The sequence below is a fragment of the Sphaerotilus sulfidivorans genome (assembly GCF_013426975.1).
Taxonomy (GTDB): Bacteria; Pseudomonadota; Gammaproteobacteria; order Burkholderiales; family Burkholderiaceae_C; genus Sphaerotilus; species Sphaerotilus sulfidivorans.
Genome location: NZ_JACCPY010000034.1, coordinates 1 through 16,035 on the forward strand (window position 1 = coordinate 1; position 16,035 = coordinate 16,035).

20 protein-coding genes are annotated in these 16,035 nt (G+C 70.3%); 11 read left to right on the forward strand and 9 right to left on the reverse strand.

The features are described from left to right. The first annotated feature begins 146 nt into the window (after positions 1–146). The 3 genes from folK (at position 147) to HZU84_RS16360 (ending at position 2,497) form a co-directional block, all read left to right on the forward strand. Entirely contained in the window at positions 147–692 is a 546-nt protein-coding gene (folK, locus tag HZU84_RS16350; RefSeq protein ID WP_149502604.1) for a 2-amino-4-hydroxy-6-hydroxymethyldihydropteridine diphosphokinase, read from the forward strand. 139 nt (positions 693–831) lie between these two features. Beyond that, complete coding sequence (locus tag HZU84_RS16355; protein WP_037479331.1) at positions 832–1,479, forward strand: DUF47 domain-containing protein; 648 nt, start codon at positions 832–834, stop codon at positions 1,477–1,479. Positions 1,480–1,486: 7 nt separating this feature from the next. Beyond that, positions 1,487–2,497 (forward strand): inorganic phosphate transporter, encoded by a 1,011-nt coding sequence (locus tag HZU84_RS16360; protein ID WP_149502605.1) that lies wholly within the window; start codon positions 1,487–1,489, stop codon positions 2,495–2,497. Here HZU84_RS16360 and HZU84_RS16365 read toward each other — a convergent pair. Both HZU84_RS16365 and HZU84_RS16370 read right to left on the reverse strand, forming a co-directional pair. After that, a complete protein-coding gene (locus HZU84_RS16365) occupies positions 2,473–2,943 on the reverse strand; it encodes a hypothetical protein (protein WP_149502606.1) in 471 nt (156 codons plus the stop codon). The two genes, HZU84_RS16360 and HZU84_RS16365, sit on opposite strands and share 25 nt — an antisense overlap. 19 nt (positions 2,944–2,962) lie before the next feature. Continuing rightward, on the reverse strand, positions 2,963–3,514 hold the full coding sequence (locus HZU84_RS16370) for a GNAT family N-acetyltransferase (RefSeq protein ID WP_149502607.1): 552 nt from the start codon (positions 3,512–3,514) through the stop codon (positions 2,963–2,965). Between the two features lie 215 nt (positions 3,515–3,729). On the opposite strand from HZU84_RS16370, the gene rpsP reads away from it, so the two are divergent. The 6 genes from rpsP to HZU84_RS16400 all read left to right on the forward strand — a co-directional run bounded on the left by rpsP (position 3,730) and on the right by HZU84_RS16400 (position 7,682). Continuing rightward, positions 3,730–3,999 carry a 30S ribosomal protein S16 gene (gene rpsP, locus HZU84_RS16375; protein WP_149502608.1) on the forward strand — a complete coding sequence of 90 codons (270 nt, stop codon included), beginning with the start codon at positions 3,730–3,732 and terminating at the stop codon, positions 3,997–3,999. A gap of 53 nt (positions 4,000–4,052) precedes the next feature. Beyond that, positions 4,053–4,646 carry a ribosome maturation factor RimM gene (rimM, locus tag HZU84_RS16380; protein ID WP_149502609.1) on the forward strand — a complete coding sequence of 198 codons (594 nt, stop codon included), beginning with the start codon at positions 4,053–4,055 and terminating at the stop codon, positions 4,644–4,646. A gap of 39 nt (positions 4,647–4,685) precedes the next feature. After that, positions 4,686–5,450, forward strand: coding sequence for a tRNA (guanosine(37)-N1)-methyltransferase TrmD (trmD, locus tag HZU84_RS16385; protein ID WP_149502610.1), 765 nt, complete (start codon positions 4,686–4,688; stop codon positions 5,448–5,450). A gap of 88 nt (positions 5,451–5,538) precedes the next feature. Beyond that, entirely contained in the window at positions 5,539–5,892 is a 354-nt protein-coding gene (rplS, locus tag HZU84_RS16390) for a 50S ribosomal protein L19 (protein ID WP_037479324.1), read from the forward strand. Positions 5,893–5,964: 72 nt separating this feature from the next. Continuing rightward, complete coding sequence (locus HZU84_RS16395; protein WP_149502611.1) at positions 5,965–6,693, forward strand: CoA pyrophosphatase; 729 nt, start codon at positions 5,965–5,967, stop codon at positions 6,691–6,693. Further along, entirely contained in the window at positions 6,690–7,682 is a 993-nt protein-coding gene (locus HZU84_RS16400) for a CobD/CbiB family protein (RefSeq protein WP_149502612.1), read from the forward strand. The genes HZU84_RS16395 and HZU84_RS16400 overlap by 4 nt, the downstream gene beginning before the upstream one ends. A gap of 31 nt (positions 7,683–7,713) precedes the next feature. On the opposite strand, the gene HZU84_RS16405 is transcribed toward HZU84_RS16400, so the two are convergent. Then, a complete protein-coding gene (locus HZU84_RS16405; protein ID WP_149502613.1) occupies positions 7,714–8,355 on the reverse strand; it encodes a LysE/ArgO family amino acid transporter in 642 nt (213 codons plus the stop codon). Positions 8,356–8,430: 75 nt separating this feature from the next. On the opposite strand from HZU84_RS16405, the gene HZU84_RS16410 reads away from it, so the two are divergent. Next, positions 8,431–9,333, forward strand: a complete 903-nt coding sequence (locus tag HZU84_RS16410) for a LysR family transcriptional regulator ArgP (protein ID WP_149502614.1) — start codon at positions 8,431–8,433, stop codon at positions 9,331–9,333. Positions 9,334–9,355: 22 nt separating this feature from the next. Here the strand turns inward: HZU84_RS16410 and rsgA are convergent, their stop codons facing one another. Both rsgA and HZU84_RS16420 read right to left on the reverse strand, forming a co-directional pair. Then, entirely contained in the window at positions 9,356–10,270 is a 915-nt protein-coding gene (rsgA, locus tag HZU84_RS16415; RefSeq protein WP_149502615.1) for a ribosome small subunit-dependent GTPase A, read from the reverse strand. Positions 10,271–10,280: 10 nt separating this feature from the next. Next, entirely contained in the window at positions 10,281–11,546 is a 1,266-nt protein-coding gene (locus tag HZU84_RS16420; protein ID WP_149502616.1) for a M48 family metallopeptidase, read from the reverse strand. Positions 11,547–11,604: 58 nt separating this feature from the next. On the opposite strand from HZU84_RS16420, the gene orn reads away from it, so the two are divergent. After that, positions 11,605–12,201 (forward strand): oligoribonuclease, encoded by a 597-nt coding sequence (gene orn / locus HZU84_RS16425; protein ID WP_149502617.1) that lies wholly within the window; start codon positions 11,605–11,607, stop codon positions 12,199–12,201. A gap of 43 nt (positions 12,202–12,244) precedes the next feature. Here orn and HZU84_RS16430 read toward each other — a convergent pair whose 3' ends face one another. The 4 genes from HZU84_RS16430 to HZU84_RS16445 all read right to left on the reverse strand — a co-directional run bounded on the left by HZU84_RS16430 (position 12,245) and on the right by HZU84_RS16445 (position 16,008). Continuing rightward, the gene (locus tag HZU84_RS16430; protein ID WP_149502618.1) at positions 12,245–12,832 is read right to left on the reverse strand and encodes a CAP domain-containing protein; all 588 of its coding nucleotides are present in this window, start codon (positions 12,830–12,832) and stop codon (positions 12,245–12,247) included. A gap of 104 nt (positions 12,833–12,936) precedes the next feature. Continuing rightward, positions 12,937–13,410: a MarR family winged helix-turn-helix transcriptional regulator gene (locus tag HZU84_RS16435; protein ID WP_149502619.1), complete on the reverse strand. Its 474-nt coding sequence runs from the start codon at positions 13,408–13,410 to the stop codon at positions 12,937–12,939. Between the two features lie 47 nt (positions 13,411–13,457). After that, positions 13,458–15,269, reverse strand: coding sequence for an acyl-CoA dehydrogenase (locus HZU84_RS16440; RefSeq protein ID WP_149502620.1), 1,812 nt, complete (start codon positions 15,267–15,269; stop codon positions 13,458–13,460). A 19-nt stretch (positions 15,270–15,288) separates the two neighbouring features. Beyond that, complete coding sequence (locus HZU84_RS16445; protein WP_149502621.1) at positions 15,289–16,008, reverse strand: ABC transporter ATP-binding protein; 720 nt, start codon at positions 16,006–16,008, stop codon at positions 15,289–15,291. Positions 16,009–16,035: the final 27 nt, after the last annotated feature.

Here is a 16,035-nt window from a genome sequence, read left to right on the forward strand (position 1 = left end):
CGCCTTCTCCGCCTACTTCAAGGGCGTGGAGATGCTGACCGAGAACACGCGCGAGCTGCCCGAGGACTGGCTGCGCCGCATGCTCGAGCGCGAGCTTTCCGCCGAGGAGCGCACCCGCCGGCTTGCGGCGGCCCTCGCCGGTGCCGATGCCGGCGGTGACTGAGCCGCTGGCCGCGCCGCGCCGTGCCGTCATCGGTCTGGGCGCCAACCTCGGCGACCTGGACGCGACGCTGGACGCGGCCTGCGCCGCGATCGCCGCGCTGCCGCACAGCCGCTGGCTCGGCGTGTCGGGGCGCTGGTGCAGCCGGCCGGTCGATTCGTCCGGCCCGGACTACCTGAACGCGGTCGCCGCGATCGAGACCCGGCTGGTGCCGCGCGAGCTGCTCGCCGCGCTGCAGGCGATCGAGAACGCGCATGGCCGCGAGCGCCCCTGGCGCAACGCGCCGCGCACGCTCGACCTCGATGTGCTGCTGATCGACGATCTGGCCAGCGACGATCCGGTGCTGCTGCTGCCGCATCCGCGCCTGCTCGAGCGCGCCTTCGTGCTGCTGCCGCTGCTGGAGCTGCATGCCGCGCTGGGGGGCGCGCTGCCGCTGCCGCTGCCGCTGCCGGGCCGCGCCGATCGGGCTGGGCTGCAGGCGCTTGCCGACCGGCTGGCCCGCGAACAGGGCCTGGAGCGCCGGCCCGACTGAGGCGTTTCCGGCCTGTGCCCGCCAAGCGGCTACACTCCGGCGTTTCCAATCATGACAATTCTGTGACGGGTTGCCGCCGCCTGGCGGGCATTCGGTCACCCCCTGACCGTTCCTGTCCCTCTCCCCCCTGGAGCTCAACATGCTGTTCGGCAAGCTGCTGCCGCGCGAAGGCAATTTCTTCGAACTGTTCAACAAGCACGGCGAGGCGATGGTCGCCGGATCGCGCTCCTTCCAGAGTCTGCTGCAGAACTACGGCGACACCTATCTGCGCGAGAAGTATGCCGCCGAGGTGGACGCGGCCGAGCACGCCGCCGACAAGGTGACCGCCGAGGTCAACCGCCTGCTGCACAAGACCTTCATCACGCCGATCGACCGCGAGCAGATCCACGGCCTGATCAACGCGATGGACGATGTGCTCGACCTGTTCCAGGACGTCTCCGAGACGCTGGCGCTGTACGACGTGCGCACCATCACCGAGGAGGTGCTGCGCCTGGGCGATCTGGCGGCCAAGTGCGGCGAGCGCGTCGCACATGCGGTGTCGCTGCTGGGCAAGCTCAGCGACCACAGCGTCGCCGAGGCCACCGTCAAGACCTGCGAGGAGATCGACCGCCTCGAGTCCGACGCCGACCGCGTCATGCGCTCGGCGATGTCGCGCCTGTTCCGCGAGGAGCAGGACATCCGTGAGCTGATCAAGCTCAAGGCGATCTACGAGATGCTCGAGTCGATCACCGACAAGTGCGAGGACGTGGCCAACCTGATCGAGGGCATCGTCCTCGAAAATTCCTGATCGCATCATGGACGGCATTCAGGTCAGTCTCTGGGTGGTGGTGCTGCTGGTCGCTCTGGCGCTGCTGTTCGACTTCATGAACGGCTTCCATGATGCGGCCAACTCCATCGCCACCGTCGTCTCCACCGGCGTGCTCAAGCCGCAGCAGGCGGTGCTGTTCGCGGCCTTCTTCAACTTCATCGCCATCGGCATCTTCCACCTGAAGATCGCCGCCACCGTCGGCAAGGGCATCGTCGAGCCGGGCATCGTCGACTATCACGTCGTCTTCGGCGCGCTGGTCGGGGCGATCACCTGGAACGTGGTCACCTGGTTCTACGGCATTCCGTCGAGTTCCTCGCATGCGCTGATCGGCGGCATCGTCGGCTCGGTGACCGCCAAGGCCGGGCTGGATGCGCTGATCGGCGCGGGCATCTGGAAGACGGTCGCCTTCATCCTGGTCTCGCCTACGCTGGGCTTCATCCTGGGCTCGCTGCTGATGGTGGTGGTGGCGTGGATCTTCCGGCGCAGCACGCCGATCCGGATCGACAACTGGTTCAGGCGCCTGCAGCTGGTCTCCGCCGGCCTGTACAGCCTGGGCCACGGCGGCAACGACGCGCAGAAGACCATCGGCATCATCTGGATGCTGCTGATCGCCACCGGCTACACCAGTGCCACCGACGCGATGCCGCCGGGCTGGGTCATCTGGTCGTGCTACATCGCCATCGGCCTGGGCACGATGTTCGGCGGCTGGCGCATCGTCAAGACCATGGGCCAGAAGATCACCAAGCTCAAGCCGGTGGGCGGCTTCTGCGCCGAGACCGGTGGCGCGATGACGCTGTTCCTGGCGTCCTGGCTGGGCGTGCCGGTGTCGACCACGCACACCATCACCGGCGCCATCGTCGGCGTGGGCTCGACGCAGCGCGCCTCGGCGGTGCGCTGGGGCGTGGCCGGCAACATCGTCTGGGCCTGGATCTTCACGATTCCGGCCTCGGCGGCGGTCGCGGCCGGCGCCTACTACCTGGGCACGCTGATTCTCTGAGGCGTCTGCAGGTCGGCCTCGGCCTGCGCCTCGAACCAGCGCTGCAGGCCGAAGGCGATCGACGACATCAGCACCGTCGTGCCGATCAGCAGCGCGGCGATCACCGCCAGCACCGCGCCCCAGCCGCTGGGCGGCGTGCCGCCGCTGCGCCCGGCGTTGTGCTGCGCATCCCAGCGCTCGTCGGGCGTCAGGCCGGTCAGGATGGTCGCGAGCATCGCCGCGGCGAAGGACAGCCCGCCCAGCGGCAGCATCCAGGCCGCCTGGGCATCGTCGATGCCGAAGGCGTCGAGCCGCTGCAGGCCGGCCAGCCCGGTCAGCGTGGCCAGCAGATGCAGCCATCCCCAGGCGTCACGCAGGCCGTGACGCCAGAATCGGTGCAGGCCGAAGGTGCCGCCCAGCAGCGTCAGCCAGGTGGCGCGGGTCTTGGAGCGGGGGCGGGCGCTCATCTCGCGGCTCCGGGCGGGATCAGTCGCCGGCTGGCGCCGAGGCGCTGCCGTCGCCGAGCGCGCGCTGCATGATCACCACATCCAGCCAGCGATCGAACTTCCAGCCCGAGTCGCGCATCACGCCGGTGTGCTCGAAGCCGCAGGCGCGGTGCACGCCGATCGAGCCGGCATTGGCCGAGTCGCCGATGACCGCGAACATCTGCCGCGCGCCCAGCGCGGTGCAGCGCGCGATCAGCTCGGCCAGCAGCAGCCTGCCCAGGCCCCGGCGCTGCGCCTGCGGGCCCAGATAGATCGAGTCCTCCAGCGAGAAGCGCCAGGCCGGCCGCAGCCGGAACAGGTTGGCATAGGCATAGCCGACGACCTGCGGGCCGCGGCCGTCGCCGCTGTCGACCTCGGCCACCAGCCAGGGCAGATTGCGGCCGAGCACCTCGTCGCGCCGTCGTGCCATCTCGGTCGCGTCGGGCGCTTCGGTCTCGAAGGTGCCGGTGCCGTGGAGCACATTCCAGGCATAGATCTCGGTGATGGCCGCCACGTCGGTCGGCAGGCTGGGGCGAATCAGTGTCTCGGGCATCGAAGGCAGCTTATAATCTCGGGTTTTCCGGCGACGGCTGATCGGCAGCATGCCACGCAGCACGTATCTAACGGGGCCGGGAGAAGCCTGATTGTCAATGCATTCGTCACTTCGATCTGCCGGCCTGCGTGTCTCCCGGTCCTGTGGATCACCGGTCATTCCGGGGCACCGGTACCTGCGCCCCGAACCTGACACCTTCTGATCGAGGAAACATCATGGTCGTGATTCGTCTGTCCCGCGGCGGCTCCAAGAAGCGCCCGTTCTACAACATCGTCGTCGCCCCGAAGGCCGAGCGCCGTGACGGCCGCTTCATCGAGCGCGTCGGCTTCTACAACCCGGTCGCTTCCGGCCAGGCCGAAGCCCTGCGCGTCGCCTTCGACCGCGTCGAGTACTGGACCGGTGTCGGCGCCCAGATGTCGCCGACCGTCGACCGCCTGGTCAAGCAGGCCAAGGGCGCTGCCGTCGCTCCGGCCGCTGCCGCCTGAGATCGGCCAGGCCGGTCTTCCCTGCATCTCTCGTCTGACCTGAACGGATTCCGATGAACACGCAGCCTCACGACGACGACGTGGCCTGGCCCGACGACGCCGTCGAGGTCGCGCGGGTGCAGGATGCCTGGGGCATCAAGGGCTGGCTGCGCGTGCAGCCGCATGCCGCCGATCCCCAGGCGCTTTTCTCGTCGCGCCGCTGGTTCCTGCAGCCGCCGGCCGGCAAGCCGCGTCCGAAGGACGCGCCGCCGCTGCCCCGCCTGCTGCATGTGACGCTGGTGAAGGAGCACGGCGACGGCATCGTCGCGTCGGTGCGCGAAGTCGCCGACCGCAACGGCGCCGAGGCGCTCAAGGGCGCACGCATCTTCGTGTCGCGCCAGAGCTTCCCGTCGACCGATGACGGCGAGTACTACTGGGTCGACCTGATCGGCCTGGAGGTCGTCAACCGCGAGGGCGAGCCGCTGGGCACCGTCGCCGAGATGATCGACACCGGGCCGCACTGCGTGATGCGGCTCGAGCAGGCCTCGACCGATGCCGCCGGCAAGGCGCGCACCGTCGAGCGCATGATTCCCTTCGTCGCCGCCTACATCGATGGCGTCGACCTGCCCGGACGGCGCATCACCGCCGACTGGGGCCTCGACTACTGACTTGCCGTCGCGCGGGTGCCGCGTGCCGGACCGGATGGCATGCGCTTCGATGTCCTGACCCTCTTTCCCGAGCTGTTCGACCCGTTCATGAAGGTCGGCGTGACCCGCCGCGCCTACGCGACGCGCCAGGTCGACGTGCGGCTGTGGCCGCTGCGCGACTTCGCCGACGACAACTACCGCCGGGTCGATGACCGGCCCTACGGTGGCGGCCCGGGCATGGTCATGCTGGTCGAGCCGCTGGAGCGGGCGCTGGCGGCGCTGCGCGCCGACCGCGCCGAGCCTGAAGGTGCGCAGGCGCCGGTGATCCTGTTCAGCCCGGCCGGCGCGCCGCTGACGCAGGCGCGGGTGCAGCGCCTGGCGGCCTCGCCCGGCGCGGTGCTGCTGTGCGGCCGCTACGAGGGCATCGACCAGCGCTTCGTCGACCGCCATGTCGACGAGGAGATCAGCCTGGGCGACTTCGTGCTGTCGGGCGGCGAGCTGCCGGCGCTGACGCTGCTCGATGCGGTCACGCGCCTGCAGCCCGGCGTGCTGCACGACGCGGCCTCGCATGAGCAGGACAGCTTCTCCGACGGCCTGCTCGACTGCCCGCACTACAGCCGTCCCGAACGCCTGGGCGACGATGGCGTGCCGGAGGTGCTGATGTCGGGCCACCATGCCCGCATCCAGCGCTGGCGGCGCGAGCAGCAGCTGGCCATCACTGCCCGGCGTCGGCCTGACCTGATCGAGGCGGCGCGGGCCGCCGGACGCCTCAGTCGCGCCGACGAGCAGTTCCTGGTGCAGTTCCTGTCGAAAACCGAGCTATAATCTTCGGTTTTGATCCTCTGCCTGAAGGCAACCAGGCGTCCGAGCACGGGCGCCTCCGCCGCTGCAGGCACGATCTCAGGAGCCCCTCATGGATCTGATCCGTCAGCTCGAGCAAGAAGAAATTGCTCGTCTCAACAAGACCATTCCCGAGTTCGCCCCCGGCGACACGGTGATCGTCAGCGTCAACGTCGTCGAAGGCACCCGCAAGCGCGTCCAGGCCTACGAAGGCGTCGTGATCGCCCGCCGCAACCGTGGCCTGAACAGCAACTTCATCGTCCGCAAGATCTCCAGCGGCGAAGGCGTGGAGCGCACGTTCCAGCTGTACAGCCCGCTGATCGCCTCGATCGAGGTCAAGCGCCGCGGCGACGTGCGCCGTGCGAAGCTGTACTACCTGCGCCAGCGCAGCGGCAAGTCGGCCCGCATCAAGGAAAAGCTGGCCTGATCGTCAGATCATCGGCAAAGCTGCAAGGCCGCCTTCGGGCGGCCTTGTCATTTTCGGCCTATGCTGAAAGGCATGGCCCGACCCTCGCTCATCCGTGATCCGCGCGCCGTGCCGGTGATGCGTGCCGACGATCACCTGCCCGCGCTGCCGCCGCAGCTGCTGCTGCCGCCGGTGCTGCGGCATGTCTTCGCCACCGCGCCGACCGACTGGCCGCCCGAGCTGCCCGGCGACGGCGGCGGACCCCTCGCCGAGCGCACGCCGGCTGCCGCCGCGGTGCTGGTGCCGCTGGTGCCGCGCGAGGATGGCCTGCGGGTGCTGCTGACGCGGCGCACCGACCATCTGCGCGACCATGCCGGCCAGATCAGCTTTCCCGGCGGCCGGGTCGATCCGGGCGAGACCGATCCGGTGGTGACCGCGCTGCGCGAGGCGCGCGAGGAGGTCGGCCTGGATGCACGCCATGTCGAGGTGATCGGCGCGCTGCCGGTCTACACCACCGTGACCGCCTACCGGGTCACGCCGGTGGTCGCGCTGGTGCACCCGCCCTTCGAGCTCTCGCTTGACGCCTTCGAGGTGGCCGAGGCCTTCGAGGTGCCGCTGCAGTTCCTGATGACGCCGGCCCATCACCGCATTCACCAGCTCGACGGCGATGCCGGCAGGCGCTTCCTGTCGATGCCGTGGCGCGAAGGTGAGCGCGAATATTTCATCTGGGGAGCGACCGCCGCGATGCTGCGCAACCTCTACCACTTCCTGGCGCGGGCTCAGGCGGGAGCGGCATCGGCACCGCTATCATTCATGGCATGAGTTTTCTTGCCGTCCTGCTGGCCCTGATCGTCGAGCAGCTGCGTCCGCTGCCGCAGGGCAATCCTGTCCATGAATCCCTGATCGACTGGGCGCGCTGGACGGCGCGCAACTTCGACGCCGGCCGCGAGCACCATGCCTGGGTGGTCTGGGCGGTCACGCTGAGCGTGCCCTCGCTGCTGGTGTTCGGCGTGTTCAAGCTGTTCGACCACTACAGCGTGCTGCTGGCCCTGCTGTGGAATCTGGTGGTGCTCTACCTGACGCTGGGTTTCCGCCAGTTCAGCCATCACTTCACCGACATCCGCGACGCGCTCGAGCAGGGCCAGGAAGAGCGCGCGCGCACGGTGCTGCAGCAGTGGCGCCATCTCGATGCCAGCGAGCTGCCGCGCACCGAGCTGCTGCGCCATGTCATCGAGCATGCGCTGCTGGCCGCGCATCGCCATGTCTTCGGCGTGTTCTTCTGGTTCGTGCTGGGCTCGGCGATGGGACTGGGGCCGGTCGGTGCGGTGGTCTACCGCATGGCCGAGTTCTGCTCGCGCTACTGGGCCTTCAAGACCCGCGCCGAGGTCGCTGCGGTCAACGAGGGGCTGTCGCGGCGCTCGCAGCTGGCCTTCTCGGTGCTCGACTATGTGCCGGCGCGCATGACCGCGGCCGGCTTCGCGGTGGTCGGCAACTTCGAGGAGGCGGTCGATGGCTGGCGCCAGCACGCCGGCCTCTGGAAGAACGACAACGACGGCATCCTGCTGTCGGCCGCGGCCGGGGCCTGCGGCGTGTCGCTGGGTGGCGCGGCCGCGCCGGTCATCGCACCGGCTTCGGTGTCGACCACCTTCGACGCGATGCTGCCGGTCGACGAGGATGACGGCCAGGGCAGCATGCCGGGCGCCGCCCCGACGCTGGCGCATCTGCGCTCGGTGGTCGGGCTGGTCTGGCGCTCGATGGTGCTGTGGATGCTGCTGCTGGCGCTGCTGTCGCTGGCCAATCTGCTGGGCTGAGGGCGGCGTCTGCCGGCCGCCGCCGTGCGGCTCAGGGGTGCAGCGAGCGCATCGTCAGTCCGCCGGCCAGGCCCATCATCATCAGCGCGACGCTGGCATCGAAGACCCGCCAGGTCTGCGGGCGGCGGAACAGCGGCGCCAGGCGGCCGGCCGCCCAGGCCAGCAGCGTGAACCACAGCAGGCTCGACGAAGTCGCGCCGGCCGCGAAGGCCCAGCGCCCGTCAGCACCCTGCGCATTGGCCAGCGAGCCGATCAGCACCGTGGTGTCCAGCCACGCGTGCGGATTGAGCCAGCTGAAGGCGGCCGCCTGCAGCATCACCCGCCCGCGGCCGACCGGTGCGGCATCCTCGCGGCTGGCCAGCCCGGATGCCGCCGGCTGCCAGGCCCGCCGCGCCGCCTGCCAGCCATAGACCGACAGGAACAGGATGCCGGCCACCGTGATGATCGGCACCACCATCGGCAGCCGGTCCGACACCAGGCCGATGCCGGCGGTGCCCAGCGCGATCAGCAGCAGATCCGACAGGGTGCACACCGCGACGACCGCACCCACATGCTCGCGCCGGATGCCCTGGCGCAGGATGAAGGCGTTCTGCGCGCCGATCGCGATGATCAGGCCTGCGCAGGTCGCCATGCCCAGAAAATAGGTCGAGAGGGAGAAGGTGCTGAAGCTCATGGCTGCCAGCGTAGGGTGCAGCCAGGGTGCAGGCCAGCTAAACTTCCTAAGCATGATTAAGCCGGGCTTCACTTCATGATCGATCTGGTGGCGCTGCGGGCGCTGGCGATGGTGCTGCGGCTGGGCTCCTTCGAGCGTGCGGCGCGCGAGCTGCATGTGACGCCCTCGGCGATCTCGCAGCGGGTCAGGGCGCTGGAAGATCGCCTGGGCTGCATGCTGGTGGTGCGCGCCAGTCCGGCCGAGGCCACGCCCGAAGGCGCGCGGCTGTACCGGCATTTCCTGCAGATCGAGCTGCTCGAGGCCGACCTGCGCGAGGATCTGCAGCCGCTGGCCGAGGTCGATCCGGTCGGACCCCGCAGCATCCCGATCGCGGTCAACGCCGACAGCCTGGCGACCTGGGTGGTTCCGGCGCTGTCGGACTTTCATGCCCGCACCGGCGACACGGTGGCGCTGCAGGTCGACGACCAGGATCACACCCGCGAGTGGCTGAAGAACGGCACCGTCGTCGGCGCGGTCACCGCCGCGGCCGAGCCGGTGGCCGGCTGCCGGGTCGACGCGCTGGGCTCGATGCGCTATGTCGCGGCGGTCAGCCCGGACTTCCGCGCCCGCCATTTCGACGGCCGCTCGCTGGCCGAGGGCTTCCGGCAGGCGCCGATGCTGGTCTTCAACCAGAAGGACCTGATGCAGCACCGCTTCCTGACCCAGGCCGCCGGGCAGGACTGCGTGCCGCCGCAGTGGTGGGTGCCCTCGACGCAGGGCTTTCTGGATGCGGCGCTGGCCGGCCTGGGCTGGGGCCTGCATCCGCGCCCGCTGGTGGCCGGCATGCTGGCCGACGGCCGGCTGGTCGACCTCTGCCCGGGCCACAGCCTGACGGTCACGCTCTACTGGCAGAGCTGGCGGCTGGAGTCGGCGCGGGTGAAGCTGCTGCGCGAATGCCTGTGGCGTGCCTCCAGCGCGGTGCTCGAGGCCGGTGCCTGAGCCACGGGTCTGGGCGCGCGGCTCACCAGCGGGTACGGGTCAGCTCGTCGCGCAGGTCGAGGTAGATGCGGTGGCGGATGTCGGTGATCTCGCCGCGATCGAGTGCCGCCAGCACCTGGCAGCCGGGCTCGTGGTCGTGGCTGCAGTTGGCGAAGCGGCAGGCGCCCAGATGGCGCGCGAAATCGGGCATCAGCGCGGCCAGATCGGCCACCGGCACCTGGCGCAGGCCGAATTCCTGGAAGCCGGGCGAATCGATCAGCGCCGCCTCGTGCGCCTTGTCGAGCCAGTACCAGCGGGTGTGCGTGGTGGTGTGGCGGCCGGAGTTCAGCGCGGTCGAGATCTCGCCGACCTGCGCGGCCGCGTCCGGCACCAGCAGATTGACCAGCGTGCTCTTGCCGGTGCCCGACGGCCCCAGCACCAGCGTGGCGCCGATCGAGAGCGCGGCCAGGCGCTCTCTGGCCTCGTCGGGGCGGGTCTTCAGCGCCACCTCGATGATCGGGTGACCCATCGCGGCGTAGGGTGCCAGGCGTGCGCGTGCGGCCGCAGCCGCCTCGCTCAGGTCGGTCTTGTTCAGCAGGATGTGGGCCGGAATGCCGGCGTGTGCGGCGGCGATCAGCGCGCGGGTGAGCTGGCTCTCGCTGAAGACCGGCTCGGCGGCGACCATCACCAGCAGCCGGTCGAGGTTGGCGGCGAAGGACTTGGTCTTCCACTCGTCCTGGCGGTAGAAGAGGTTGCGCCGCGGCTCGATCGCCTCGATCACGCCTTCATGGCCGCGGCTGTCGGTGACCTGCCAGCGCACCCGGTCGCCGACGACGCAGTCGCTCTTCTTGCCCCGGGTGCTGCACTGGACCTCGCGGCCCTCGGGCGTCTCGACGATGTAGTGGCGGCCGTGGCCGGCGATGACGCGGCCGATGTCGAGTTCGATGGTTTGCGGCATGAAGCGGGGGTCAGCGCCCGGCCAGCGCGGCGAGGCGTTCCGACGCGGGCGGGTGGGAATAGTGGAAGCGCACGTACACCGGGTCCGGCGTCAGCGTCGAGGCATTGTCCTGGAAGAGCTTGAGCAGCGCGGCGCGCAGGTCGGCGCCCGAGGCCTGGCGGCAGGCATAGGCATCGGCCTCGAACTCGTGGCGGCGCGAGCTGGCGGCGGTCAGCGGCGCCAGCAGGAAGCCGAACACCGGCCCGGCCAGCATCAGCAGCAGCAGTGCCAGCGCATGGTTGGGCGCGAGCATGTTGGGCTGCACGCCCAGGCCGGTGTAGAAGGCCGCCTGGCCCATCAGCCAGCCCAGCAGCGCCAGGCTGCCCAGCCACACGCCCATCAGCATCAGGATGCGCTTCGGGACATGGCGATGGTGGAAGTGGCCCAGCTCATGCGCCAGCACCGCTTCCACCTCGCCGGGCGTCAGCCGCGACAGCAGCGTGTCGAAGAACACCACCCGCTTGGAGGCGCCGAAGCCGGTGAAATAGGCGTTCGCGTGCGCCGAGCGGCGCGAGCCGTCCATCACGAACAGCCCCTGCGCGCGGAAGCCGCAGCGCTGCATCAGCGCCTCGACGCGGTCTTTCAGCGCCTCGTCGGCCAGCGGCTGGAAGCGGTTGAACATCGGCGCGATGACGGTCGGATAGACCACCTGCATCAGCAGCGTGAAGCCAGCCAGCGCCGCGAAGGCCCACAGCCACCACAGCGGGCCGGCGGCGGCCATCAGCCACAGCACCAGCGCCAGCAGCGGCACGCCGACCACCGCGCCGACCACCGCGCCCACCACCGCATCCTTCAGCCACAGTCCCGGCGTCATGCGGTTGAAGCCGAAGCGCTGCTCCAGCCGGAAGGTGCGCCACAGGTCGAAGGGCAGGTCGATCAGGCTGCCGATCACGCTGACGGCCATCACCAGCGCGATCTGGTAGGCCAGATCGCCCCAGCGCGGCAGCACCGCCTCGCGCACCGCGATGTTGAGCAGGTCCAGCCCGCCCAGCAGCGTCCAGCCCAGCAGCACCGCGCTGCCCCAGGCGGTGGTCAGCAGCTCCAGGCGCTGGCGCGCGATCGTGTAGTCGGCGGCCTTGCGGTGCGCCTCCAGGCTGACGGTGCCGGCGAAGTCGGCCGGTACCGTGTCGCGGTGGCGCGCCACATGGCGGATCTGGCGGCCGATCAGCCACAGCCGCAGCACCAGCCGCAGCACCACGGCGGCGGCGAAGACGGACATCACGACAAGCGAGTTCATGCGCGGCATTCTCGCCGATGGCGCGTGGGAAAATCCCGGCCTTCCGATGGAGTCCCCGATGTCCGACCTGACTGTTCCCGCCGCCCCCGAAGCCCCGGCGGTTCCCGAGCTTGCCCGCCATGACCAGAACCTGATCTGGGTCGACATGGAGATGACCGGGCTCGATCCGATGACCGACCGCATCATCGAGATCGCCGTCGTCGTCACCGACGCGCAGCTCAATCTGCGGGTCGAGGGTCCGGTGATCGCGGTGCACCAGTCCGACGAGGTGCTGAACCGGATGGATGCCTGGAACAAGGGCACGCACGGCAAGAGTGGCCTGATCGACCGGGTCAAGGCCTCGACGATCGACGAGGACGCCGCGCAGCTGCAGGTGATCGAGTTCCTGCGCAGGTACGTCAGCGCCAAGGCCTCGCCGATGTGCGGCAACAGCATCTGCCAGGACCGCCGCTTCATGGCCAACTACATGAAGCGCCTGGAGGCCTTCTTCCACTACCGCAACGTCGATGTCTCGACGCTGAAGGAGCTGGCGCGGCGCTGGCAGCCCGGCCTGGTCGAAGGCTTCAGGAAGCACCAGAAGCACACCGCGCTGGCCGACATCCACGAGTCGATCGACGAGCTGCAGTACTACCGCCAGCACATCCTGAAGATCTGAGCCTGGCGGTGGCCGGGGCTCGGTGCCTCGGCGCCTCAGCGCCTCAGCGCCGGCCGAGCATCAGCACCCAGTAGCTGCCGTACTGCGCGGTGCTGGAGGGCGTGCAGGCCAGCGCGACCTCCTGGAAGCCGGCATTCATCAGCGCCGAGCAGTGGCCGGTGCTGGCCAGCCAGCCCTGCAGCGCGGCCTCGGCCGAAGCGTAGCCCGCGCCGATGTTCTCTCCGACCTGATCGCTGGTGTAGCCGGCCCGCCGGGCTCGGCTGGCGGGCGTCGAGCCGTCCAGGCCGATGTGGTCGAAATAGTTGCTGCGGGCCATGTCGCTGGCATGCGCCTGCGCTGCGCTGGCCAGCGTGCTGCTCCAGCTCAGCGCGCCGGCCGCCGCGAAGCGGGTGTCGCCGCACTGGCGCGCCACCGCTCGCAGCGCATTGATCCGGGCCAGGACCGTCGCCGAGGCGCCCGCCACATCGCTGCAGCCCAGGCTGCTGGTCGTGCTGGTGCTGCCGTAGCTGCCGCCACTGCTGTCGCCGCTGGTATCGCTGGAGCCGCCGCAGCCGCCCAGCAGCAGCGCGATCAGGCTGGCTGCCGCGGCTGGCCTGATCCGGCTTCCAGTCCAGGAACCTGTCGTAACCATTGTTTCTTCCTCCCGTCGAGAAGGGCGATTCTTCCGGGTCGGAATGTTTCAATGGGTTGAGCAGGTGTGAGGGCGTGTCTTCTTGCGTGTTGACCTGTTGCGATTCAGTCCGCGGCACCGACCTGGTGCCGCGCCACCTTGTCGAGCAGCTCGATCAGCATCGCGCGCTCGGCACGGCTGAGCGCGCCGTCGAGGTCGGCCTCCATCGCCGGCGTGCGCGCCAGCGCCTGGTCGGTCAGCGCGCGGCCGGCCGAGCTCAGCAGCACATGCTGCGAGCGCCGGTCGGTCTCGCTGCGGATGCGCTCGATCAGGCCGCGCTCCTGCATGCGGTCGAGCATGATCGTCAGGTTCGGCGCCGACAGTGCCAGCGCCTGCGCGAGCTGCTTGGGCGTCAGCCGGGTGTTGGCATCGAGCAGCATCAGCAGCGAATAGTCGACCGGGCGCAGCTCGAGCGGCTGGCCGACATGGCGCAGGAACATCGCCTGCGTCGTGACCCGCGCGCGGGCGACGTGGTAGCCGACGACATCGTCGAGCACGCCCTGGCGGACCGGATTCTTCTTGGCGTGGGAGGTGTCCATGTCGCCATCTTGCCCGCACTCGGACGGCGGGCCCGCGGGCGAGCGGCTCAGAGACCTGGCCACGCCAGCTCCGGCACGCCGGATTCGATGCGTGTCCAGCGCCAGCGCGCGGCCGGCAGCAGCCAGTCGCGGCCGTGCGCGCACAGCGCCTGCAGGCGCTGGCGCCGCGCCGCGTCCAGGTCGCCCAGGCTGGCGCGCAGCAGCCGCGCCCAGGCCCAGGCCAGCAGGGTGTGGCCGAGCGCGTGCAGATAGTCGTCGGCCACCAGGAAGGGCAGGTCCGGCCGTGCAGCGCGCTCGCGCTGCAGCGTCGCGGTGGCGCGCTCCAGGGTCGTGGCCTCGTCGCGCAGCAGCGCGGCCCAGCGCGCCAGGCCGGCCGGATCGCCGTCCGCGGCCGTCCCGGCCAGCGTGTCGAGCGTGCCGGCCTCGCCGCGCAGCACCTCGAGCAGCAGCGCCAGCCGCCCCGGCCGGTCGAGCACCTTGCGCATCAGGAGATCGATGGCCTGGATCTCGTTGGTGCCCTCGTAGATCAGCGCGATGCGGCTGTCGCGCACATGCTGCTCGATGCCCCAGTCGTGCACATAGCCGTGGCCGCCGAGCACGCCCAGCGCCTCGTTGGCGCCGTGGTGGCCCAGGTGGGTCAGGAAGGCCTTGACCACCGGCGTGAGCAGGGCGACCAGATCGTGGCGCTGCGCGCGCACCGCGGCGTCCGGATGGTGTTCGGCCTCGTCGAGCAGCAGCGCGGTCCAGTAGGCGATGACCCGCGCGCCCTCGGTGCGGGCCTGCAGGTCGAGCAGGATGCGGCGCATCGCCGGATGCCAGGCGATCGGGTCGGGGCCGCGGGCAGCGGCCGCGTCGCTGCCGGCCGGGCGACTCGGCGCGCGCAGCTGCAGCCGCTCCTGCGCGTAGGCCGAGGCGATGCGGGTGGCCGCCTCCAGGTGCCCCAGGCCCTGCATGCCGACATGCAGCCGCGCCGAGTTCATCATCAGGAACATCGCCGCCAGGCCGGCGTTGGGCTCGCCCAGGATCCAGCCCTCGGCCTGCTCGAAGCGCATCTGCGCGGTGGCGCTGCCCTTGATGCCCATCTTCTTCTCGATGCCATCGCACCAGGCGCCGTTGCGCCGGCCGTCGGGCAGGATCTTGGGCACCAGCACCAGCGTCAGGCCCTTGGTGCCGTCCGGTGCGCCGGGCAGGCGCGCCAGCACCAGGTGGACGATGTTGTCCGTCATGTCCTGGTCGCCGCCGGAGATGAAGATCTTCTGGCCGGTGACCGTGACCGCCGCGCCGTTGGCGACCGGCGCGGCCGCATCCACCGGCTCGCAGCGGGTGCGGCTCAGGCCGAGGTCGCTGCCGGCCTGCGGCTCGGTCAGGTTCATCGTCGCCAGCCATTCGCCGCTGACGACCCGGGGCAGGTAGCGCTCGCGCAGCGCCGGCACCGCGTGGTGGCGGATCGCCTCGCAGGCGCCGTGCAGCAGGCCGGGATACATCGTCCAGGCGTGGTTGGCGCCCACCAGCATTTCGAAGAGCGCGGCGTTGAGCAGCTGCGGCAGGCCCTGGCCACCGTCCTCGGGCGCGCAGGGCAGGGCGGGCCAGCCGCCCTCGACGAAGGCCCGCCAGGCGGCGGGAAAGCCGTCGGGCGTCTTCACCGTGCCGCCGGACTGCCAGGTGCAGCCCTGCAGGTCGGCCGGGCCGTTCAGCGGCGCGATCACGTCCTGCGCGAAGCGGCCGGCCTGCTCCAGCACCTCGCGCGCCAGATCGGCGTCGACCTCGGCGAAGTCGGGCATCGCGCGCCAGGAGGCCGGCGCGTCGAGCACCTGCTCGATGACGAAGCGCATGCGCTCCAGCGGGGGGATGTAGCTCATGTCCGGGCTCCGGGGCGCATCACTTCTTCGCGCCCAGATAGGTCTCGATGACACGCGGATCGACCGCCAGCTCGCGCGCCGGGCCCTCCAGCGCGATCGCGCCGGTCTCCAGCACATAGCCGTAGTCGGCCACTTCCAGCGCGGCGCGCGCGTTCTGCTCGATCAGCAGGATGGACACGCCGGTCTCGCGCAGCCGCTCGATGATGCGGAAGATCTCGCGCACGATCAGCGGCGCCAGGCCCAGGCTGGGCTCGTCGAGCATCAGCACCTTGGGCTGGCTCATCAGCGCGCGGCCGACCGCCAGCATCTGGCGCTCGCCGCCCGACATCGTGCCGGCCTGCTGGTCGCGGCGCTCCTTCAGGCGCGGGAACAGGGTGTAGACCCGCTCGAGCTGCTCCAGCCACTGGTCGTTGCCACGGCGCTTCTGGCGCCAGCCGCCCAGCACCAGGTTGTCCTCGACCGTCATCGTCGAGAACAGCTCGCGCTTCTCGGGCACCAGCGCCAGGCCGGCCATCACCCGTTCCTCGAGCGGCACGTCGATGATGTCGCGGCCGTCGAAGGTGATCGCGCCGCTGGCCGGCAGGATGCCCATCAGCGCGTTGAGCGTCGTCGACTTGCCGGCGCCGTTGGGGCCGATCACCGTCACCACGCTGCCCTGGGGCAGCTTCAGGTTCAGGCCCGAGAGCACCTCGGCCTTGCCGTAGCCGGCGCGCAGGCCGCGCACTTGCAGCAGATCCATCGTCCTTGTCTCCCGTGAAGGCTGAGT